The sequence below is a fragment of the Streptomyces sp. NPDC086023 genome (assembly GCF_044540325.1).
Classification (GTDB): domain Bacteria; phylum Actinomycetota; class Actinomycetes; order Streptomycetales; family Streptomycetaceae; genus Streptomyces.
This window is the reverse complement of record NZ_JBITRX010000006.1, coordinates 306,578-322,117: the sequence shown is the minus strand read 5'-3', so window position 1 is coordinate 322,117 and position 15,540 is coordinate 306,578. Positions and strand designations below refer to the sequence as shown.

Sequence of the window (15,540 nt, the reverse complement as noted above, 5' to 3'; positions counted from 1 at the left end):
GGGGCCTTCCGCCTGACCGTCAGGCCGCCGGCTTCGGCGGGACCGTGAAGGTGTAGAGGTGCATGGTGTTGGCGTACCCGCAGGTGTTGCCCGAGGTGATGTAGCGGCCCGCCTCGATGGCCTCGCCGAGGCCCTCACCGGCCCCGCCGGCGACCTTGATGCGCATCCTGACGTCCTTGACGGCACCCGCCTTCACGGAAACCGGCACCGCCTGGAAGGCCAGGTGGCTGATGGTCAGCGGCTGCCAGCGGCGGGCCGTCCCGTCCCACCACTGCACGACGGTCTTCCGCTGCTCGCGGACCGGGCTGTACTGCGTGGCGCCGGCGTCCACCTGTACGCCCACCGCCTTCAGCCTGCCGGCGGAGGTGTTCGTCACCCGGAAGGTGAACGGGGTCCAGGTGCCGGCGGGCACCTCCTCGGGCAGGCCCACCAGCTCGGTGGTCATCCGGGTCTTCGGGTAGGCGTCGTGCGCGGTGCAGGCCGCGAAGGGGTCGGCGGGCGGCTCGGGCGCGGCGGCGGCGCCGGCCGCACCGGGCGCGCCGAGGAGCAGGGCGGGCACGGCGAGGCCCGCGAAGGCACGGCGAAGGTTCATGGTTCCCCCAGGGTGTGGACGGTCGACCCGCGCGTGGTCGGCGCGCGAGGCGGGTTGATCATATGCATCCCGGTTCCGCCCCTTCTGCGACCCCCTCCCCTGAACATGTTCAACTCCGGGCTTGAACGTGTTCAAAGACGGGGCTAGAGTCCTTCCTGCAAGCACTTTGAACACGTTCAAGAGGGGGGTGGGGTCATGGACCTCACTGTGGTCGCCTACATCGCCTACCTGCTCATCAGCGTCGGGCTCACCGTCTGGGTGGCACGCACGCTCAGCCGCAATGGCAGGATCTTCATCGCCGACGTGCTCCAGGGCAACGAGAAGCTCGCGGACGCCGTGAACCACCTGCTGGTGGTCGGCTTCTACCTGGTCAACCTCGGCTTCGTCAGCCTCTACCTCAAGGCCGCGGAGGACATCCCCGACGCGGCCCGCCTCTTCGAGGCGCTCTCGGCCAAGCTCGGAGTCGTCCTGCTCGTCCTCGGCGTGATGCACCTCGGCAACGTCTGGGTGCTCAACAAGATGCGCCGCCGCGGGATCATGGAGCGGGACAACACCCCGCCGGTGCAGCCGCAGGGCTGGACCGCTCCGGCCGGGGCCTGAGCCGTGACCGCGGCCCGGGTGAGGCCCGTACGGAACCTGACGGTCCTCTACGACGCCCAGTGCCCGCTCTGCGTGCACCTGCGCAACTGGCTGCTCGGCCAGCGCCGCCTGGTCCCGCTGGCCCTGGTGCCGGCCGCCTCCTTCGAGGCCAGGCGCCGCTTCCCGCAGCTCGACCACGAGTCGACGCTCCGCGAGATCACGGTGGTCAGCGACCAGGGAGCCGTCTACACCGGCACCCACGCCTTCATCATGTGCCTGTGGGCCCTGGCCGAACACCGGCCCCGGGCCCGCTGGCTGGCCACCCCGGCCGGCATGCCCTTCGCCCGCGCCACGATGCTCGCCGCGGCCAAGGTGCGGGAAAGCACGACGCGCTGTGATGATCGGTGCGCGGTACCCGGATAGGCTCGGACACCGTGACTGAAGCAAAGCCCGCCAAGAGCGAGCAGACCCGCACGCTCATCCTGGAGACCGCGCTCCGGCTCTTCCAGGAGCGCGGTTACGACAAGACGACCATGCGGGCCATCGCCAAGGAGGCCGGGGTCTCCGTCGGCAACGCGTACTACTACTTCGAGTCCAAGGAGCACCTGGTCCAGGGGTTCTACGACCGGATCGGCGCCGAGCACCAGGCGGCGGTCCGGCCGATCCTGGAGCAGGAGACGGACCTGCAGACCCGGCTCACCGGGGTGCTGACCTCCTGGCTCGACATCGCGGCGCCGTACCACGAGTTCGCGGCGCAGTTCTTCAAGAACGCCGCGGACCCGGAGAGTCCGCTCAGCCCCTTCTCCCCGGAGTCGGAGCCCGCCCGCAAGCAGGCGATCGACATGCACCGGGAGGTGCTGGCGGGCGCGAAGACCAAGGTGCCCGAGGAACTGGCCGACGTACTGCCCGAGCTGATGTGGCTCTCGCAGATGGGCCTGGTCCTCTACTGGGTCTTCGACCGGTCCGAGAACAGCGAGCGGACCCGCAGGCTCGCCCAGCGCGGCGCCCAGCTCACCACCCGCGGCATCGTGCTGGCCCGCTTCCGGGTACTGCGGCCGCTGGTGCGGGAAGTGCACGAGCTCTTCACGGACTTCCTCCCGGGGATGGCGCAGGCCGCCACCGCCCGGAAGGGGTCCGCGAAGGACTGAGGGCCGGTCAGAGCCAGTTCAGGTCCCACAGGCGCCACACCCCGGTGCCGTCGGAGAGGTTCTGGGCACCGGTCACCGCGTCGCGGCTGATCACGTAGTCCTTCTTCTGCCAGATCGGCATCATGGGGACCTTCTGCGCGATCAGCCGCTGCAGCTCGCGGAAGTCGTTCGCGGCCATGCCGCGGTCGCTGTAGGACTGGGTGCGCGTGATCAGCTGCTGGACGGCGGGGTCCGAGAAGCCGTTGTTCATGCTGGAGTCGGCGCCGACGAGCGGGGCGGTGAAGTTGTCCGGGTCCGGGAAGTCCGCGATCCAGCCGATGGTGTACGCGTCGAAGCCGCCGGCCGCGTACTTCTTCTGGAAGGCCGTCCAGTCGGGCTGGACGTCGACGGTGACCTTGAACAGCCCGGTCTCCTCCAGCTGCTGCTTGATCTCCTCGGCCTCGGCCACGTTCGCGCCGCGCTTGTTGATGCCGAGCGTGAAGGAGACGGGCGTGTCCACGCCCGCGTCCTTCAGCAGGGCCTTGGCGGTGGCCGTGCTGGGCTGCGGCCAGGTGTCGTAGAACGGCGTGGTGTGGCCGCCGATGCCCTTCGGGATCAGCGAGTACAGCGGCTGGACGGTGCCCTCGAAGGTCAGGCTGGCCAGCTTGTTGCGGTCGATGACGGCCGCGACGGCCTGCCGCACCTCGCGGTCCGCGAACGCGGACTTCTTGCGGACGTTGAACACCATCGAGCGGATCTCGGAGCCGCCGGACTCGTGGTAACGCGTGTCCTTCATGCCCGGGTTGAGGCCGGCCAGCACCTTGGGCGGCAGCTCGCGGTGGGCCACGTCGACGTCCCGCGACTCCCAGGCATCGTTGAGCTCGTCGGAGTCCTCGTAGTACTTGATGGTGACCGGGACGGACGGCTGCTTGGCGTCGCCCTTGTAGGACTCGTTGGGCGTCAGCTCGATCTGGCCCTTGGTGGAGGCCTTGAGCACGTACGGGCCCGAGCCGTCGAGGGCGCCGCCGGTGCGCAGCGACTTCGCCGGGTACTTCTCCTTGTCCACGATCGAACCGGCACCGGTCGCGATCTTGAACGGGAAGGTGGCGTCCCGGGCGCTGAGGTTGAAGGTGACCGTACGGCCCTGCGCCGTCACCGACTTCAGCGTGTTGAGCAGCGGCAGCGGACCCTGGTCCGAGGCGATCGCCTTGATGCGGTCGAAGGAGAACTTCACGTCCTCCGCCGTCACCTCGCGACCGTTGGAGAAGGTGACGCCGGGGCGGAGCTCGCACTGGTAGGTGGTGAGCTTCGTGCCGATGAACTTGCACGAGCTGGCCGCGTCCGGGACCGGCTGGTCCGCGCCGCTCTTGATGGTCAGCAGCGACTGGTACACGTTGCTGTACAGCGCCCACGAGCCGGCGTCATAGGCGCCGGCGGGGTCGAGATTGGACACGACGTCGGTCGTCCCGACCACGATCGCGTCCTTTTTGCTCCCGTCTGAGGGCAGGAGTTGCCAAGCCCCCACGCCCGCGACCAACAAAACAGATCCGGCCGCGAGGGCCCCAATAGCCACACGTCGCATGACGCGAAATCCTCCATGCCCCACCGAGCCGGCGGCCCCCTATTGCCGTCGGCTCCTGCAAACGCCGCTCACTCAATCACGGAAATTTCACAAGTGGAAGGGCGTGTCGGCACAGGTTCCGGCAGATTACGTCTGATAAGACGCAAGCTCTACGACGGTGATGTCCGAGGGCGCACCGACACGAACCGGCGGGCCCCAGGCACCGGCGCCGCGCGACACGTACAACTGTGTGTCGCCGTACCGCTCCAGACCGGCCACCGTCGGGTTGGCCAGATCCGCGAGGTACTCCCCCGGCCACATCTGGCCGCCGTGGGTGTGCCCGGACAGCTGAAGGTCCACGCCGTACCGGACGGCGTCGTGGATGACGACCGGCTGGTGGGCCAGCAGCACCGAGGCCCGGGCACGGTCCCGGTCGCCGAGGGCCTTGGCGAAGTCGGGGCCGTGGCCCTCCCGCTCGCCGGCCACGTCGTTGACCCCGGCGAGGTCGAAGCCGGGCATTTCGGTGCGGGCGTTCTCCAGGGGGTGCAGGCCGAGTTCGCGGACGTGGTCGACCCACTGCTGGGCGCCCGAGAAGTACTCGTGGTTGCCGGTGACGAAGAAGCTGCCGTGCCGGGAGCGGATCCGGGCCAGGGGCTCGGCCGCGGGACCGAGGTCGGCGACGTCGCCGTCCACCAGGTCGCCGACGACCGCGACGAGGTCGGGCTGGGTGGAATTGATGGTGTCGACGATGCGCTGGGTGTGGGCCCGGCCGAGCACCGGCCCGAGGTGGACGTCGCTGACGACGGCGATGCGGAAGCCGTGCTGGGCGCGGGGCAGCCGGGCCAGCGGGACGGTGACCCGCTTGACGCGGGGGCCGCGCAGCACGCCGTACGTGCCCTGGCCGACGGTCGCGAGGGCCGCCGCCGCGGCCACGCCGCCCAGTGTCCGGGCCACGAACACCCAGCGGGTGGTGCCGGTCGCGCCGCTCGCGGTGCCCTCGGACGCCGCCGGGGCTGGCTCGCGGTCGGGTTCGGGGCGGGACTCGGGGCGGGACGCGGGGCGGGACTGGGGGTCCGGTGCCGTGTCCGGCACCCGGACCGGCTCGGGGGCGGGGGCGGGGGCGGTTGCGGGCGCGGGGGACGCCGCCCGCAACCGGCGGAGCCAGACCGCCCGTACCGGCTCCAGCGCCAGCATGGCCAGCGTCAGGTACAGCAGGACCGCCAGCCAGAGGTAACCCGGCCAGGAGACGACCTGCTGGAGCAGGAAGGGGGCTCCGGCGCGGCCCGCGGTCAGCGCCGCCACGGAGAGCAGCGGCAGCGCGATGAAGGCGGCCGTGCCCGTACGGCGTGCCCATCCCGTGAGGCCCGTGTCACGGACCAGGCGGATCCACAGCCAGCGGTGCACCAGCGCCAGGAGCGCCAGGACGGCCAGCGCGACGAGGACGAACACGAGGACCGTCATCGTGATTCACGCCGCAGAGCACGGACGCCGCGCAACCCGATCAGACCGACGCCCGTCCCCAGGAGAAACGACGTGATGGCCAGCACCAGGTGGACCCAGAAGTAGCCGGTCGGGTCACCCGCGTCGTCGAAGGCGAGGCCACTGCCGTCCTTCCACAGGTTCTTGACGAAGGTGATCCAGATGACCCAGCTCCACGCCCCGAAGGCGAGCAGGAACCAGGAGGCGGCTCGGCTCAGTCTCATGGGCCCAGTATCGGCTCCGTCCCCAGGACGGCGGCGTCGGGGTGGGCTGTCCCGGCGGCAGTTCCGGCGGTTTGGACCGAGCGGGTCGGCAAGCACGCGGACTGCATGTACTTTCACCTGCGTGTCTGCCAAGAAGACCGCGCTGACGGTCCTTTCCGCCGCGCTGCTGCTGCCCGCCCTCACCGCGGGTCCCGCCCTCGCCGACGACAAGCCCGGCAGCAAGGGCCAGGGAAAGCTGCAGCCCGCTCCCCCCGCCTCGATGTCCACGGTGGGCGGGACCCTGCTGGGCAAGCCGGGCACCCAGGTGCAGCTCGGGCCGGGCGCGCCCGCGCTGCCCAAGCAGCTGTCGGGCCGGTCCTGGATCGTCGCCGACGCGGAGTCGGGCGAGGTGCTCGCCGCGCACAACGCGCACTGGCGGCTGCCTCCGGCCTCCACGCTGAAGATGCTCTTCGCGGACACCGTGCTGCCCAGCCTGCCCAAGGAGCAGATGCACAAGGTCACCGAACAGGAGCTGGCCAAGGTGGGTCCGGGCAGCAGCACGGTCGGGCTCAAGGAGGACCTGGAGTACTCGGTCCACGACCTGTGGCTCGGGGTGTTCCTGATGTCGGGGAACGACGCGGTGCACGTCCTGTCCGCGATGAACGGCGGGATCGAGAAGACGGTCTCCGACATGCAGGCGCACGCCGAGGAGCTCCAGGCCCTGGACACCCAGGTGGTCTCGCCCGACGGGTACGACGCCCCCGGCCAGGTCTCCAGCGCGTACGACCTCACGCTGTTCGCCCGTTCCGGGATGCAGAAGAAGGACTTCCGCGAGTACTGCGCGACGGCGACCGCGAAGTTCCCCGGCGAGCAGAAGCCGGGCAAGCCCCGCGCGAGCTATGAGATCCAGAACACCAACCGGCTGATGACCGGTGCGCACGGCATGACCCCGTACCAGGGCATCGCGGGCGTCAAGAACGGCAACACCACCATGGCCGGCTCCACCTTCACCGGCGTGGCGCAGCGCGGCGACAGGAAGCTGCTGGTCACGGTGATGAACCCGAGCGAGGGCGGCGGCAACACCGTCTACGAGGAGACCGCCGCCCTGCTGGACTGGGGCTTCTCGGCCGCCGGAAAGGTCACCCCGGTCGGCGAGCTGGTCCCGCCGAAGAGCGCCGACACCACCAACCTCGGCTCCCCCGCGCAGAGCCACGAGTCCAAGCCGGCGGCCGTCGAGGCGGAGACCCCCGGCGGCATGGGCACGGCGGCGGCGGTGACCGGCGGCGCGCTGGCCGTGCTGGCGGGCGGCGCCTTCCTCGTCAACCGCCGCTGGCCGCGCCGCCGTCGGGACCCTCGCCCCGACGCCTGACCGGATCGCCGCCCGGGTCCGGCTCCGTACGGTCGCCCGGGTCCGCCTCCCCACGGCTGCCCGGGTCCGGCTCCGTACGGGCCCCCGCGGGCCCCCCGGACCGCTCCGCGCCGTCCTCGGGGGCCCCGGACGCCTCCGGCTCCCCCGGGGCCTCTGACGCCCCTGGAGCCTCTGCGGCCTCCGCGGGGCCCGTGGCCGTCCAGGCCGAGCAGTACAGGAGCAGCTTCGCGGTGAAGTTGATCCACAGCAGCAGGGCGACGGGCACACCGAAGGCCCCGTACATGCTCTTGGTCGCGACCCCCTGGAAGTAGCCGCTCAGCAGCAGCTTCAGCAGTTCGAAGCCCACCGCGAAGATCAGCGCGGCCACGACCAGGCGGCGGCGCGGCGGCTGCACGCCGGGCAGCAGCGTCAGCACGTAGAGCAGCAGCAGGAAGGCCGCCAGCACGCCCACCAGGAAGGCGGCGGCCCGCAGCACCACCCCGCCCACGCCGCCCTGGGGCACGCCCAGCCACTCGGCGGTCCTGCCCACGGCGCTGGACCCGAAGACCGACGCGGCGGCCGAGACGAGGCCCGCGGCGCCCAGCCCCAGCAGCACCAGCCCGTCCTTGCCCTTGCGGACGACCGGGTTGCCCTCGTCCTCGTCGTCCTGCTCCCAGACCGCCCGGAGGCAGTCCCGCATCGAGCCGACCCAGCCGATGCCGGTGAAGAGCAGCAGCGCGCCCGCGACGAGTCCGACCGTGCCGGCGTTGTCGACCAGTCCGCCGATGTTGAGCTGCTCGGAGATGCCGGGCACCTGCTCGGAGAGGCTCTTCTCCAGCTCGTCCAGCTGGTCGTCGCTGAGCAGGGCCGCGCCCACCGCGGCCGCGACGGTGATCAGCGGGAAGAGCGCGAGGAAGCTGATGAAGGTGATCGCCGCGGCGAGGCGGGTCCAGTGGACCCGGTCGAGCCGCTCGTACGAACGCCACGCGTGCGTCCGCATGAGGCGGCCGGCCGCCGGCCCGACGACGGGAAGGTTCCTCAGCCAGTCCATGCGCTCACCGTAGGGGCGGGGGCACGGAAAAAGAACGAAGGGTGATCACCGGCCCGTCGTGCGAAATCACCCGAATCGTCACTTGGGGCGGATACGTTCGGTGCCATGACCACCACCGACAGCACGCGCCCGTTCCGTTCCCTGGTGCTGCGGAGCCTGAAGTTCCGCGCTCGCAGGTTCTACGGCTACGCCTGGAGCGTCGGCTCGTCCCGGTGAGCGCACTGCGCGGGCACGCCGGTCGCGCCGCTGCCGAAGGGGTACTCCCGCAGCTTGCGCCAGACGCCGTCCGAGCCCTGCTCGTACAGCGCGAAGCCGGTGGAGACCCACTCGGCCTCGAAGTCGGCGAGTTCCCCGTAGGCCCGGTCCATCGCCTCCTCGGCGATGCCGTGCGCCACGGTCACGTGCGGGTGGTACGGGAACTGCAGGTCCCGCCGGAGCGGGCCGTCCGGGTCCCGGACCTCGCCCTGGATCCGGGCGCAGGCCTCGCCGCCCTCGACGACCTTGACGAAGACCACCGGCGAGAGCGGGCGGAAGGTGCCCGTGCCGGCCAGCCGCACCACGAAGGGACGGCCCGCGGCGGCCACCTCGGACAGGTGCGCCCGGATCTCCGCCAGCCGGTCCGCCTCGACCTCGGTGGGCGGCACGAGGGTGATGTGCGTGGGGATGCCGTGCGCGGCGGCGTCCCCGAAGCCGGCGCGCCGCTCCTGGAGCAGGCTGCCGTACGGCTCCGGGACCGCGATCGAAACGCCGAGCGTTACGGTCCCCACGTGGTCTCCTCGTGATCGTCTGCGGTGTGCGGCCTGTGGGCCGCGGGGTGTGCCGACCCCAGTGTGGGGCCAGCACCCCCGATCCGGCCAGGGGCCTTGGTCGCCAGTGCTGTCCCACTGGCGTACCAGGGCTGTATCAGTGCTTCGCCGGGAGGAACCCGAGCCGGTCGTAGGCCTGCGCGAGCGTCTCCGCGGCGACTGCGCGGGCCTTCTCGGCGCCCTTGGCCAGGATCGAGTCCAGCGTCTCCGGGTCGTCCAGGTATTCCTGCGTGCGCTGCTTGAAGGGTGTGACGAAGTCGACCACGACCTCGGCCAGCTCCGTCTTCAGCGCGCCGTAGCCCTTGCCCTCGTACTTCTGTTCCAGCTCGGCCACGGGGGTGTCCGTGAGCGTGGAGTAGATGGTCAGCAGGTTGCTGATGCCGGGCTTCTGCTCCGCGTCGAAGCGGATCACCGTGTCGGTGTCGGTGACCGCGCTCTTGATCTTCTTCGCGGTGGCCTTGGGCTCGTCGAGGAGGTTGATCAGACCCTTGGGGTTGGCGGTGGACTTGCTCATCTTCGCCGTCGGGTCCTGGAGGTCGTAGATCTTCGCGACCTCCTTGACGATGTGCGCGGCCGGGATGGTGAAGGTCTGGCCGAAGCGCTGGTTGAACCGCTCCGCGAGGTCGCGGGTCAGCTCGATGTGCTGGCGCTGGTCCTCGCCGACGGGGACGGCGTCCGCCTGGTACAGCAGGATGTCCGCGACCTGGAGGATCGGGTACGTGAAGAGGCCGACGGTGGCGTTGCCCGCGCCCTGCTTCGCCGACTTGTCCTTGAACTGGGTCATCCGGCTGGCCTCGCCGAAGCCGGTCAGGCAGTTCATCACCCAGCCGAGCTGCGCGTGCTCGGGGACGTGGCTCTGCACGAAGAGGGTGCAGCGGTCCGGGTCGAGGCCGGCCGCGAGCAGCTGCGCGACGGAGAGCCGGGTGTTCTCGCGCAGGGCCGCGGGATCCTGCGGAACGGTGATCGCGTGCAGGTCGACGACCATGTAGAAGGCGTCGTGCGACTCCTGCAGGGCGACGTACTGGCGGATGGCACCGAGGTAGTTCCCGAGGTGGAACGAACCGGAGGTGGGCTGGATACCGGAGAGCGCGCGAGGACGGTCGAAGGGCATGGAGCCATTCTCTCAGGTGCGGCGCGGGTCTTCGGCCGTCCGTGGCCTGATCCCCGCCGGCCCGGCGGCCGGGTGAGGCGGGGATCACATCCGCGGTCCGGGGACGGAACGGTACCCGTGGCTCCGCGACTCGTCCGGATCCCGCCACCCGATGCCGGCCCCGTGCCGGGTGCGGGTCCCGTGCCGGTCCCGTGCCGGGTGCGGGTCCCGTGCCGGTCCCGTGCCGGGTGCGGGTCCCGTGCCGGGTGCGGGCCGTTGCCCTGCGGGGCTGTTCCCCTACGCCCGCCCTTTCTCCGTTTCCCGGGGCTCCGCCCCCGGACCCCCGCTCCTCAAACGCCGGAGGGGCTGGACATGGCTCGCCGGCGTTTGAGGCGCGGGGTGGGGGAACGGCTTCGCGAAGGGCGTCAGGCGGGGAGGCCCGGGGCCGGGAAGGCCGACATCAGGTCCGCCACCTCGGCGCGGACCGCCGACAGGGCCTCCTCGTCGGACTTCGCCGCCGCCGCCACGCCCCGGTCGATCCACTCCGCCACCAGCGGCATGTGGTCCGGGGTCAGACCCCGCGACGTGAGCGAGGGCGTACCGATCCGCACCCCGGACGGGTCGAACGGCTTCCGCGGGTCATACGGCACCGTGTTGTAGTTGACCACGATCCCCGCCCGGTCCAGGGCCTTGGCCGCCACCTTGCCCGGCACGGACTTCGGCGTGAGGTCCATCAGGATCAGGTGGTTGTCCGTACCGCCGGAGACCAGGTCGAAGCCCCGCTCCAGCAGCCCCGCGGCCAGCGCCTTGGCGTTGGCGACCACCTGGGCCGCGTACTCCCGGAAGGCCGGCTGCGACGCCTCGTGGAGCGCGACCGCGATGCCCGCGGTGGTCTGGTTGTGCGGGCCGCCCTGGAGGCCCGGGAAGACGGCCTTGTCGATCGCCTTCGCGTGCTCCTCGCGGCACATCAGCATGGCGCCGCGCGGGCCGCGAAGCGTCTTGTGGGTGGTCGTGGAGACGACGTCCACGTGCGGTACGGGCGACGGGTGCGCGCCACCGGCGATGAGGCCCGCGATGTGCGCGACGTCGGCGACCAGCACCGAGCCCGCCTCCTTCGCGATCTCCGCGAACGCGGCGAAGTCGATCGTGCGGGGCAGCGCGGTACCGCCGCAGAAGATCACCTTCGGCCGCTCCTTGAGCGCGATCTCCCGCACCTGGTCGAAGTCGATCAGACCATTCGTTTCGGGATTCGCGGTGGCGCGCACGCCGTACTGCACGCCCCGGAACCAGGAGCCGGTGGCCGAGACGCCCCAGCCGTGCGTCAGGTGGCCGCCCATCGGCAGCGCCATGCCCATCACGGTGTCGCCGGGCTGCGCGAAGGCGAGGTAGACGGCGAGGTTCGCGGGCGAGCCGGAGTACGGCTGGACGTTGGCGTGGTCCACGCCGAAGACGGCCTTGGCGCGCTCGATGGCCAGGGACTCGACCTGGTCGATGTTCTGCTGGCCCTCGTAGTAGCGGCGGCCCGGGTAGCCCTCGCTGTACTTGTTCTGGAGGACCGTGCCGGAGGCCTCCAGAACGGCCGCGGACACGTAGTTCTCGCTGGGGATCAGACGCAGGGTCTCGGCCTGCAGCCGCTCCTCGGCGCCGACCAGGGCGGCCAGGGCGGGGTCGGTGGCGGCGAGTGCGGGGTGGCGCGTGCTCATGGGCGCTCCTCCGTGGGGTCGATGGCGGTTCGTCCCCGCGGCGGCCCAGGCGAGCGGCCCGCTGGTGCGGTCGTACGCGCACGGCTCCCCCGGAGTTCCTTCTCCGTACGCCAGTCGCCGCGCGTGCGCACAGCCTAGCGGGCACGACGCGCTCCAAGGTTTCTTCGTCCAGCATCCGAGCGACGATAAGAAAGGAGGCCCACCCCCCTCACCCGCAGCAGGACGAACGGAGACCCCGTGTCGACTACAGCAGACGCCATCCGCTCCGCCGAGGCGCACAGTGCGCACAACTACCACCCGCTGCCCGTCGTCGTGGCCTCGGCCGAGGGCGCGTGGATGACGGACGTCGAGGGGCGCAGGTTCCTCGACATGCTCGCGGGCTACTCCGCGCTCAACTTCGGGCACGGCAACCGCCGTCTGCTCGACGCGGCCAGAGCGCAGCTGGAGCGGGTGACGCTCACCTCGCGGGCCTTCCACCACGACCGCTTCGCCGACTTCTGTACCGAACTCGCGGCGCTGTGCGGCAAGGAGATGGTCCTGCCGATGAACACGGGGGCCGAGGCGGTCGAGACGGCCGTCAAGACCGCCCGCAAGTGGGGCTACGAGGTGAAGGGCGTCCCGGACGGCCACGCCAAGATCGTGGTGGCGGCGAACAACTTCCACGGCCGCACCACGACCATCGTGTCGTTCTCCACCGACCACGAGGCCCGCGACCACTACGGCCCCTACACCCCCGGCTTCGAGATCGTCCCGTACGGCGACCTGACCGCGCTCGACGCGGCCGTCACCGCGCACACCGTGGCGGTGCTCCTCGAACCCATCCAGGGCGAGGCGGGCGTCCTCGTGCCGCCGTCCGGATACCTGGCGGGGGTGCGGGAACTGACGCGGCGCAAGAACGTGCTGTTCATGGCGGACGAGATCCAGTCCGGCCTCGGCCGCACCGGGAAGACCTTCGCCTGCGAGCACGAGGACGTGGTCCCGGACGTCTACGTGCTGGGCAAGGCGCTCGGCGGCGGCGTGATCCCGGTCTCGGCGGTGGTCGCCGACCGGGACGTGCTGGGGGTCTTCCGGCCGGGCGAGCACGGCTCGACCTTCGGCGGCAACCCGCTGGCCTGCGCCGTGGCGCTGGAGGTCATCGCGATGCTGCGCACGGGCGAGTACCAGCAGCGCGCCACGGAGCTGGGCGACCACCTGCACCGCGAGCTGAACCTGCTGGTGGGCGGGGGCGCGGTGACCGAGGTGCGCGGCCGGGGCCTCTGGGCGGGCGTGGACATCGCCCCCGGGCACGGCACCGGGCGCGAGGTCTCCGAGCGGCTGATGGAGCGGGGCGTACTGGTCAAGGACACGCACGGGTCGACCATCCGGATCGCCCCGCCGCTGGTGATCGCCAAGGAGGACCTGGACTGGGGCCTGGACCAGCTGCGGGCGGTCCTGGCCTGAGCCATACGGAGCGCGGCCGGGCCCGGTGCCGGTTGGCCGGCGGGCCCGGCCGCGCGCCGGTTCAGCGGATCGCCGGTTCAGCGGATGACGTGGGGCAGGAAGCGGGCGTACTCGTCCGTCACCAGCCCCGCGGACTCCCGGATGCCGAGCCCCGCGGCCTCGTCCTCGACCACCCACGCGCCCAGCACGGTGCGGTTGCCGTCGAAGTCGGGCAGCGCCGCCAGCTCCTGGTAGACGCAGGGCTCGTCCTCGCGTACGACGGGCTCGGCGCCCGGCTCGTGCACGGAGACCCCGGCGCCCTCCCGGCCCAGCAGCGGCTTGGACACGTACCCGGTCGTCGACGCCAGCTCGCGCGGGCCGTCGAGGTAGGCCGGGAGCAGGTTCGGGTGGCCGGGGAACAGCTCCCACAGCACCGCCAGCAGCGCCTTGTTGGACAGCAGCATCTTCCAGGCCGGCTCGATCCAGCAGGTGGTGCCCGAGCCGCCGCCGTTGTCCAGGGTGTCCAGCACCTGGGGGCCGAAGGCGTCGGTGGCCAGCCACTCCCAGGGGTAGAGCTTGAAGCAGCTGCGGATGAACGCCAGCTGCTCGTCGACGAACCGGCCGCTGAGCCGGTCCCAGCCGATCCGCTCCACCGAGAGGGCCTTGGTGACCAGCCCGGCCTGCTCGGCGGTCTCGCGCAGGTACGCGACCGTCATCAGGTCCTCGCCGAGCTCGTCGGTCTCGGAGTGCGCGAAGTGCACCGGCCCGGGCGGGAGCAGCTCGGCCTGGCGCCGCCAGGCGTCGACCAGCCGCTCGTGCAGCGAGTTCCACTGGTCGGCGCCCGGGAAGCGGTCCTCCATCCAGAACCACTGGGGGCTCGCCGCCTCCACCAGCGAGGTGGGGGTGTCGGCGTTGTACTCCAGCATCCTGGCGGGTCCGGTGCCGTCGTAGCGCAGGTCGAACCGCCCGTACAGCGACGGGAGTTCGGCGCGCCGCCGCCACGACTCCGCGATCAGGTCCCGCAGCCGGGGATCGGTGATCCCCAGGTCGGCGAAACGATCCTGTTCGACGATGTGCTCCGCCGCCCTCAGGCACATGGCGTGCAGTTCCTCGACGGACTCCTCCAGGGCCTCGACCTCGGGGAGGCTGAAGGAGTAGTACGCGCTCTCGTCCCAGTAGGGCGTGAGCGAGCCGTCGGGCTGGCGGGTGAGCGGGTAGATCAGACCCTGCTCCTCCACGATCCGCTGCCAGTCGGGACGCGGGGTGATGCGGTGGCGCTCCACGGTACGGTTCAGCCTCCGCTGGAGCCGGACTTGCCGGAGCCGCCGCCGGACTTGCCGATGCCGCCGCGGGTGACCGCGGACTTGTCGAAGCTGCCGCCGCTCAGCTTGCCGCTCTTCGTGCTGCCGCCGTAGTAGTACGAGCCGCTGCCGCCCTTCTTGCACTCCTTGCCGGGCAGCACCTTGAGCGTCTTCCGGTCGGCGCAGCGGCGGTCCGGGTCCGAGTCCGAGCCGCAGGCGACCAGAGTCGCCGCGAGCAGGCCCATGCCGCCGAGCACGACGGCGCCGGAGCGCATCCGCCGGCTGTTCTTGCTGTCCATCCTGTCCTCCCCCTGGGGTGTCTCGCCCACAGGGTAGAACCGTCCGGGGACCGATGGAATCCGGCCGGTGCGCAGGTGCTGCACTAAGGTCTCTTTGTGCTCATTGGGATGCTTTGCGCCCTCGGTTCGGCGGTCTGCTTCGGCACGGCCTCCGTCCTTCAGGCGGTCGCGGCTCGTGCCACCGGGCCGGGAACGGGTTCGGGAGTGGATCCGGCGCTGATGCTGCGCGTGCTGCGGCAGTGGCGGTATCTCGCCGGTCTGGGCCTGGACGGGCTCGGCTTCGTGCTCCAGATCATCGCCCTGCGGTCCATCCCCATCTACGCCGTGGGCGCGGCCCTCGCCTCCAGCCTGGCCGTCACGGCGGTGGTGGCGGCCCGGCTGATGCACACACGGCTGACGCGGACCGAGTGGGCCGCCGTCGGGATGGTGTGCGCCGGGCTGGCGATGCTGGGCCTGTCCTCGGGGCCGGAGGGCGACCGGCCCGGCACCCCCGCCCTGGAATGGGCCCTGCTGGCCGCGGCGGTGGCGGTGCTGGTGCTGGGCGCTGCCGCCGGGCGCCTGCCGGACCGGCCGCGGGCGCTCGTACTGGGTCTGGCCTCGGGCACCGGCTTCGGAGTGGTCGAGGTCGCGGTGCGGCTGGTCGACGGGTGGTCGGCGCTCACCAGCCCCGCCCTGTACGCGCTGCTGCTGGGCGGGGCGGCCGGCTTCCTGCTGCTGACCTCGGCCCTCCAGCGCGGTTCGGTCACCACCGCCACGGCCGGGCTGGTGCTGGGCGAGACCATCGGGCCGTCGGTGGTGGGCGTGGTCTGCCTCGGCGACGAGCCGCGTGAGGGCCTGACCTGGCTGGCCGTACTGGGCTTCGCGGTCGCCGTCTCGGGCGCCCTGGCCCTGGCCCGCTTCGGCGAACCGCCGGAGCCGGAACCGGAGGGGGAACCGGAGGCCGCGGGGGCGGGGTGAGGGGCTGCGGGGCGCCGGTACCGGG

Annotated in this window: 16 protein-coding genes; 6 read left to right on the top strand and 10 right to left on the bottom strand. The window is 71.6% G+C overall.

Annotated features, from left to right (window positions below):
- Positions 1 to 19: 19 nt before the first annotated feature.
- The gene (locus ACIF6F_RS15200) at positions 20 to 592 is read right to left on the bottom strand and encodes a hypothetical protein (protein WP_399946324.1); all 573 of its coding nucleotides are present in this window, start codon (positions 590 to 592) and stop codon (positions 20 to 22) included.
- Positions 593 to 787: 195 nt separating this feature from the next.
- On the opposite strand from ACIF6F_RS15200, the gene ACIF6F_RS15195 reads away from it, so the two are divergent.
- The 3 genes from ACIF6F_RS15195 to ACIF6F_RS15185 are packed head-to-tail and all read left to right on the top strand — an operon-like array spanning position 788 to position 2,319.
- Positions 788 to 1,192, top strand: a complete 405-nt coding sequence (locus tag ACIF6F_RS15195; RefSeq protein WP_399946322.1) for a hypothetical protein — start codon at positions 788 to 790, stop codon at positions 1,190 to 1,192.
- 18 nt (positions 1,193 to 1,210) lie between these two features.
- Entirely contained in the window at positions 1,211 to 1,594 is a 384-nt protein-coding gene (locus ACIF6F_RS15190; RefSeq protein WP_399946319.1) for a thiol-disulfide oxidoreductase DCC family protein, read from the top strand.
- Between the two features lie 11 nt (positions 1,595 to 1,605).
- The gene (locus ACIF6F_RS15185) at positions 1,606 to 2,319 is read left to right on the top strand and encodes a TetR family transcriptional regulator (protein WP_399946316.1); all 714 of its coding nucleotides are present in this window, start codon (positions 1,606 to 1,608) and stop codon (positions 2,317 to 2,319) included.
- 7 nt (positions 2,320 to 2,326) lie between these two features.
- On the opposite strand, the gene ACIF6F_RS15180 is transcribed toward ACIF6F_RS15185, so the two are convergent.
- The 3 genes from ACIF6F_RS15180 to ACIF6F_RS15170 form a co-directional block, all read right to left on the bottom strand.
- Complete coding sequence (locus ACIF6F_RS15180) at positions 2,327 to 3,880, bottom strand: ABC transporter substrate-binding protein (protein WP_399946314.1); 1,554 nt, start codon at positions 3,878 to 3,880, stop codon at positions 2,327 to 2,329.
- Between the two features lie 126 nt (positions 3,881 to 4,006).
- Complete coding sequence (locus tag ACIF6F_RS15175) at positions 4,007 to 5,320, bottom strand: metallophosphoesterase (protein WP_399946311.1); 1,314 nt, start codon at positions 5,318 to 5,320, stop codon at positions 4,007 to 4,009.
- Positions 5,317 to 5,562, bottom strand: a complete 246-nt coding sequence (locus ACIF6F_RS15170) for an SCO4848 family membrane protein (protein ID WP_399946309.1) — start codon at positions 5,560 to 5,562, stop codon at positions 5,317 to 5,319. The genes ACIF6F_RS15175 and ACIF6F_RS15170 overlap by 4 nt, the downstream gene beginning before the upstream one ends.
- A 121-nt stretch (positions 5,563 to 5,683) precedes the next feature.
- On the opposite strand from ACIF6F_RS15170, the gene ACIF6F_RS15165 reads away from it, so the two are divergent.
- Positions 5,684 to 6,910, top strand: coding sequence for a D-alanyl-D-alanine carboxypeptidase family protein (locus ACIF6F_RS15165; RefSeq protein WP_399946306.1), 1,227 nt, complete (start codon positions 5,684 to 5,686; stop codon positions 6,908 to 6,910).
- On the opposite strand, the gene ACIF6F_RS15160 is transcribed toward ACIF6F_RS15165, so the two are convergent.
- The 4 genes from ACIF6F_RS15160 to glyA all read right to left on the bottom strand — a co-directional run bounded on the left by ACIF6F_RS15160 (position 6,861) and on the right by glyA (position 11,539).
- Positions 6,861 to 7,940, bottom strand: coding sequence for a YihY/virulence factor BrkB family protein (locus ACIF6F_RS15160; protein ID WP_399946303.1), 1,080 nt, complete (start codon positions 7,938 to 7,940; stop codon positions 6,861 to 6,863). The genes ACIF6F_RS15165 and ACIF6F_RS15160 overlap by 50 nt on opposite strands.
- Before the next feature lie 185 nt (positions 7,941 to 8,125).
- Positions 8,126 to 8,707, bottom strand: coding sequence for a 2'-5' RNA ligase family protein (locus ACIF6F_RS15155; protein ID WP_399946300.1), 582 nt, complete (start codon positions 8,705 to 8,707; stop codon positions 8,126 to 8,128).
- 136 nt (positions 8,708 to 8,843) lie between these two features.
- A complete protein-coding gene (gene trpS / locus ACIF6F_RS15150) occupies positions 8,844 to 9,857 on the bottom strand; it encodes a tryptophan--tRNA ligase (RefSeq protein ID WP_399946297.1) in 1,014 nt (337 codons plus the stop codon).
- A gap of 404 nt (positions 9,858 to 10,261) precedes the next feature.
- Positions 10,262 to 11,539, bottom strand: a complete 1,278-nt coding sequence (gene glyA, locus ACIF6F_RS15145) for a serine hydroxymethyltransferase (protein WP_399946294.1) — start codon at positions 11,537 to 11,539, stop codon at positions 10,262 to 10,264.
- Between the two features lie 237 nt (positions 11,540 to 11,776).
- Here glyA and rocD point away from each other — a divergent pair, with 237 nt between their 5' ends.
- Positions 11,777 to 12,979, top strand: a complete 1,203-nt coding sequence (gene rocD, locus ACIF6F_RS15140; RefSeq protein WP_399946292.1) for an ornithine--oxo-acid transaminase — start codon at positions 11,777 to 11,779, stop codon at positions 12,977 to 12,979.
- Positions 12,980 to 13,056: 77 nt separating this feature from the next.
- Here rocD and ACIF6F_RS15135 read toward each other — a convergent pair whose 3' ends face one another.
- Entirely contained in the window at positions 13,057 to 14,241 is a 1,185-nt protein-coding gene (locus ACIF6F_RS15135) for a glutathionylspermidine synthase family protein (RefSeq protein WP_399946289.1), read from the bottom strand.
- An 8-nt stretch (positions 14,242 to 14,249) separates the two neighbouring features.
- Positions 14,250 to 14,558, bottom strand: a complete 309-nt coding sequence (locus tag ACIF6F_RS15130; protein ID WP_399946286.1) for a hypothetical protein — start codon at positions 14,556 to 14,558, stop codon at positions 14,250 to 14,252.
- Positions 14,559 to 14,666: 108 nt separating this feature from the next.
- Between ACIF6F_RS15130 and ACIF6F_RS15125 the strand changes: the two genes are divergently transcribed.
- Positions 14,667 to 15,515 (top strand): DMT family transporter, encoded by an 849-nt coding sequence (locus ACIF6F_RS15125; protein WP_399946284.1) that lies wholly within the window; start codon positions 14,667 to 14,669, stop codon positions 15,513 to 15,515.
- Positions 15,516 to 15,540: the final 25 nt, after the last annotated feature.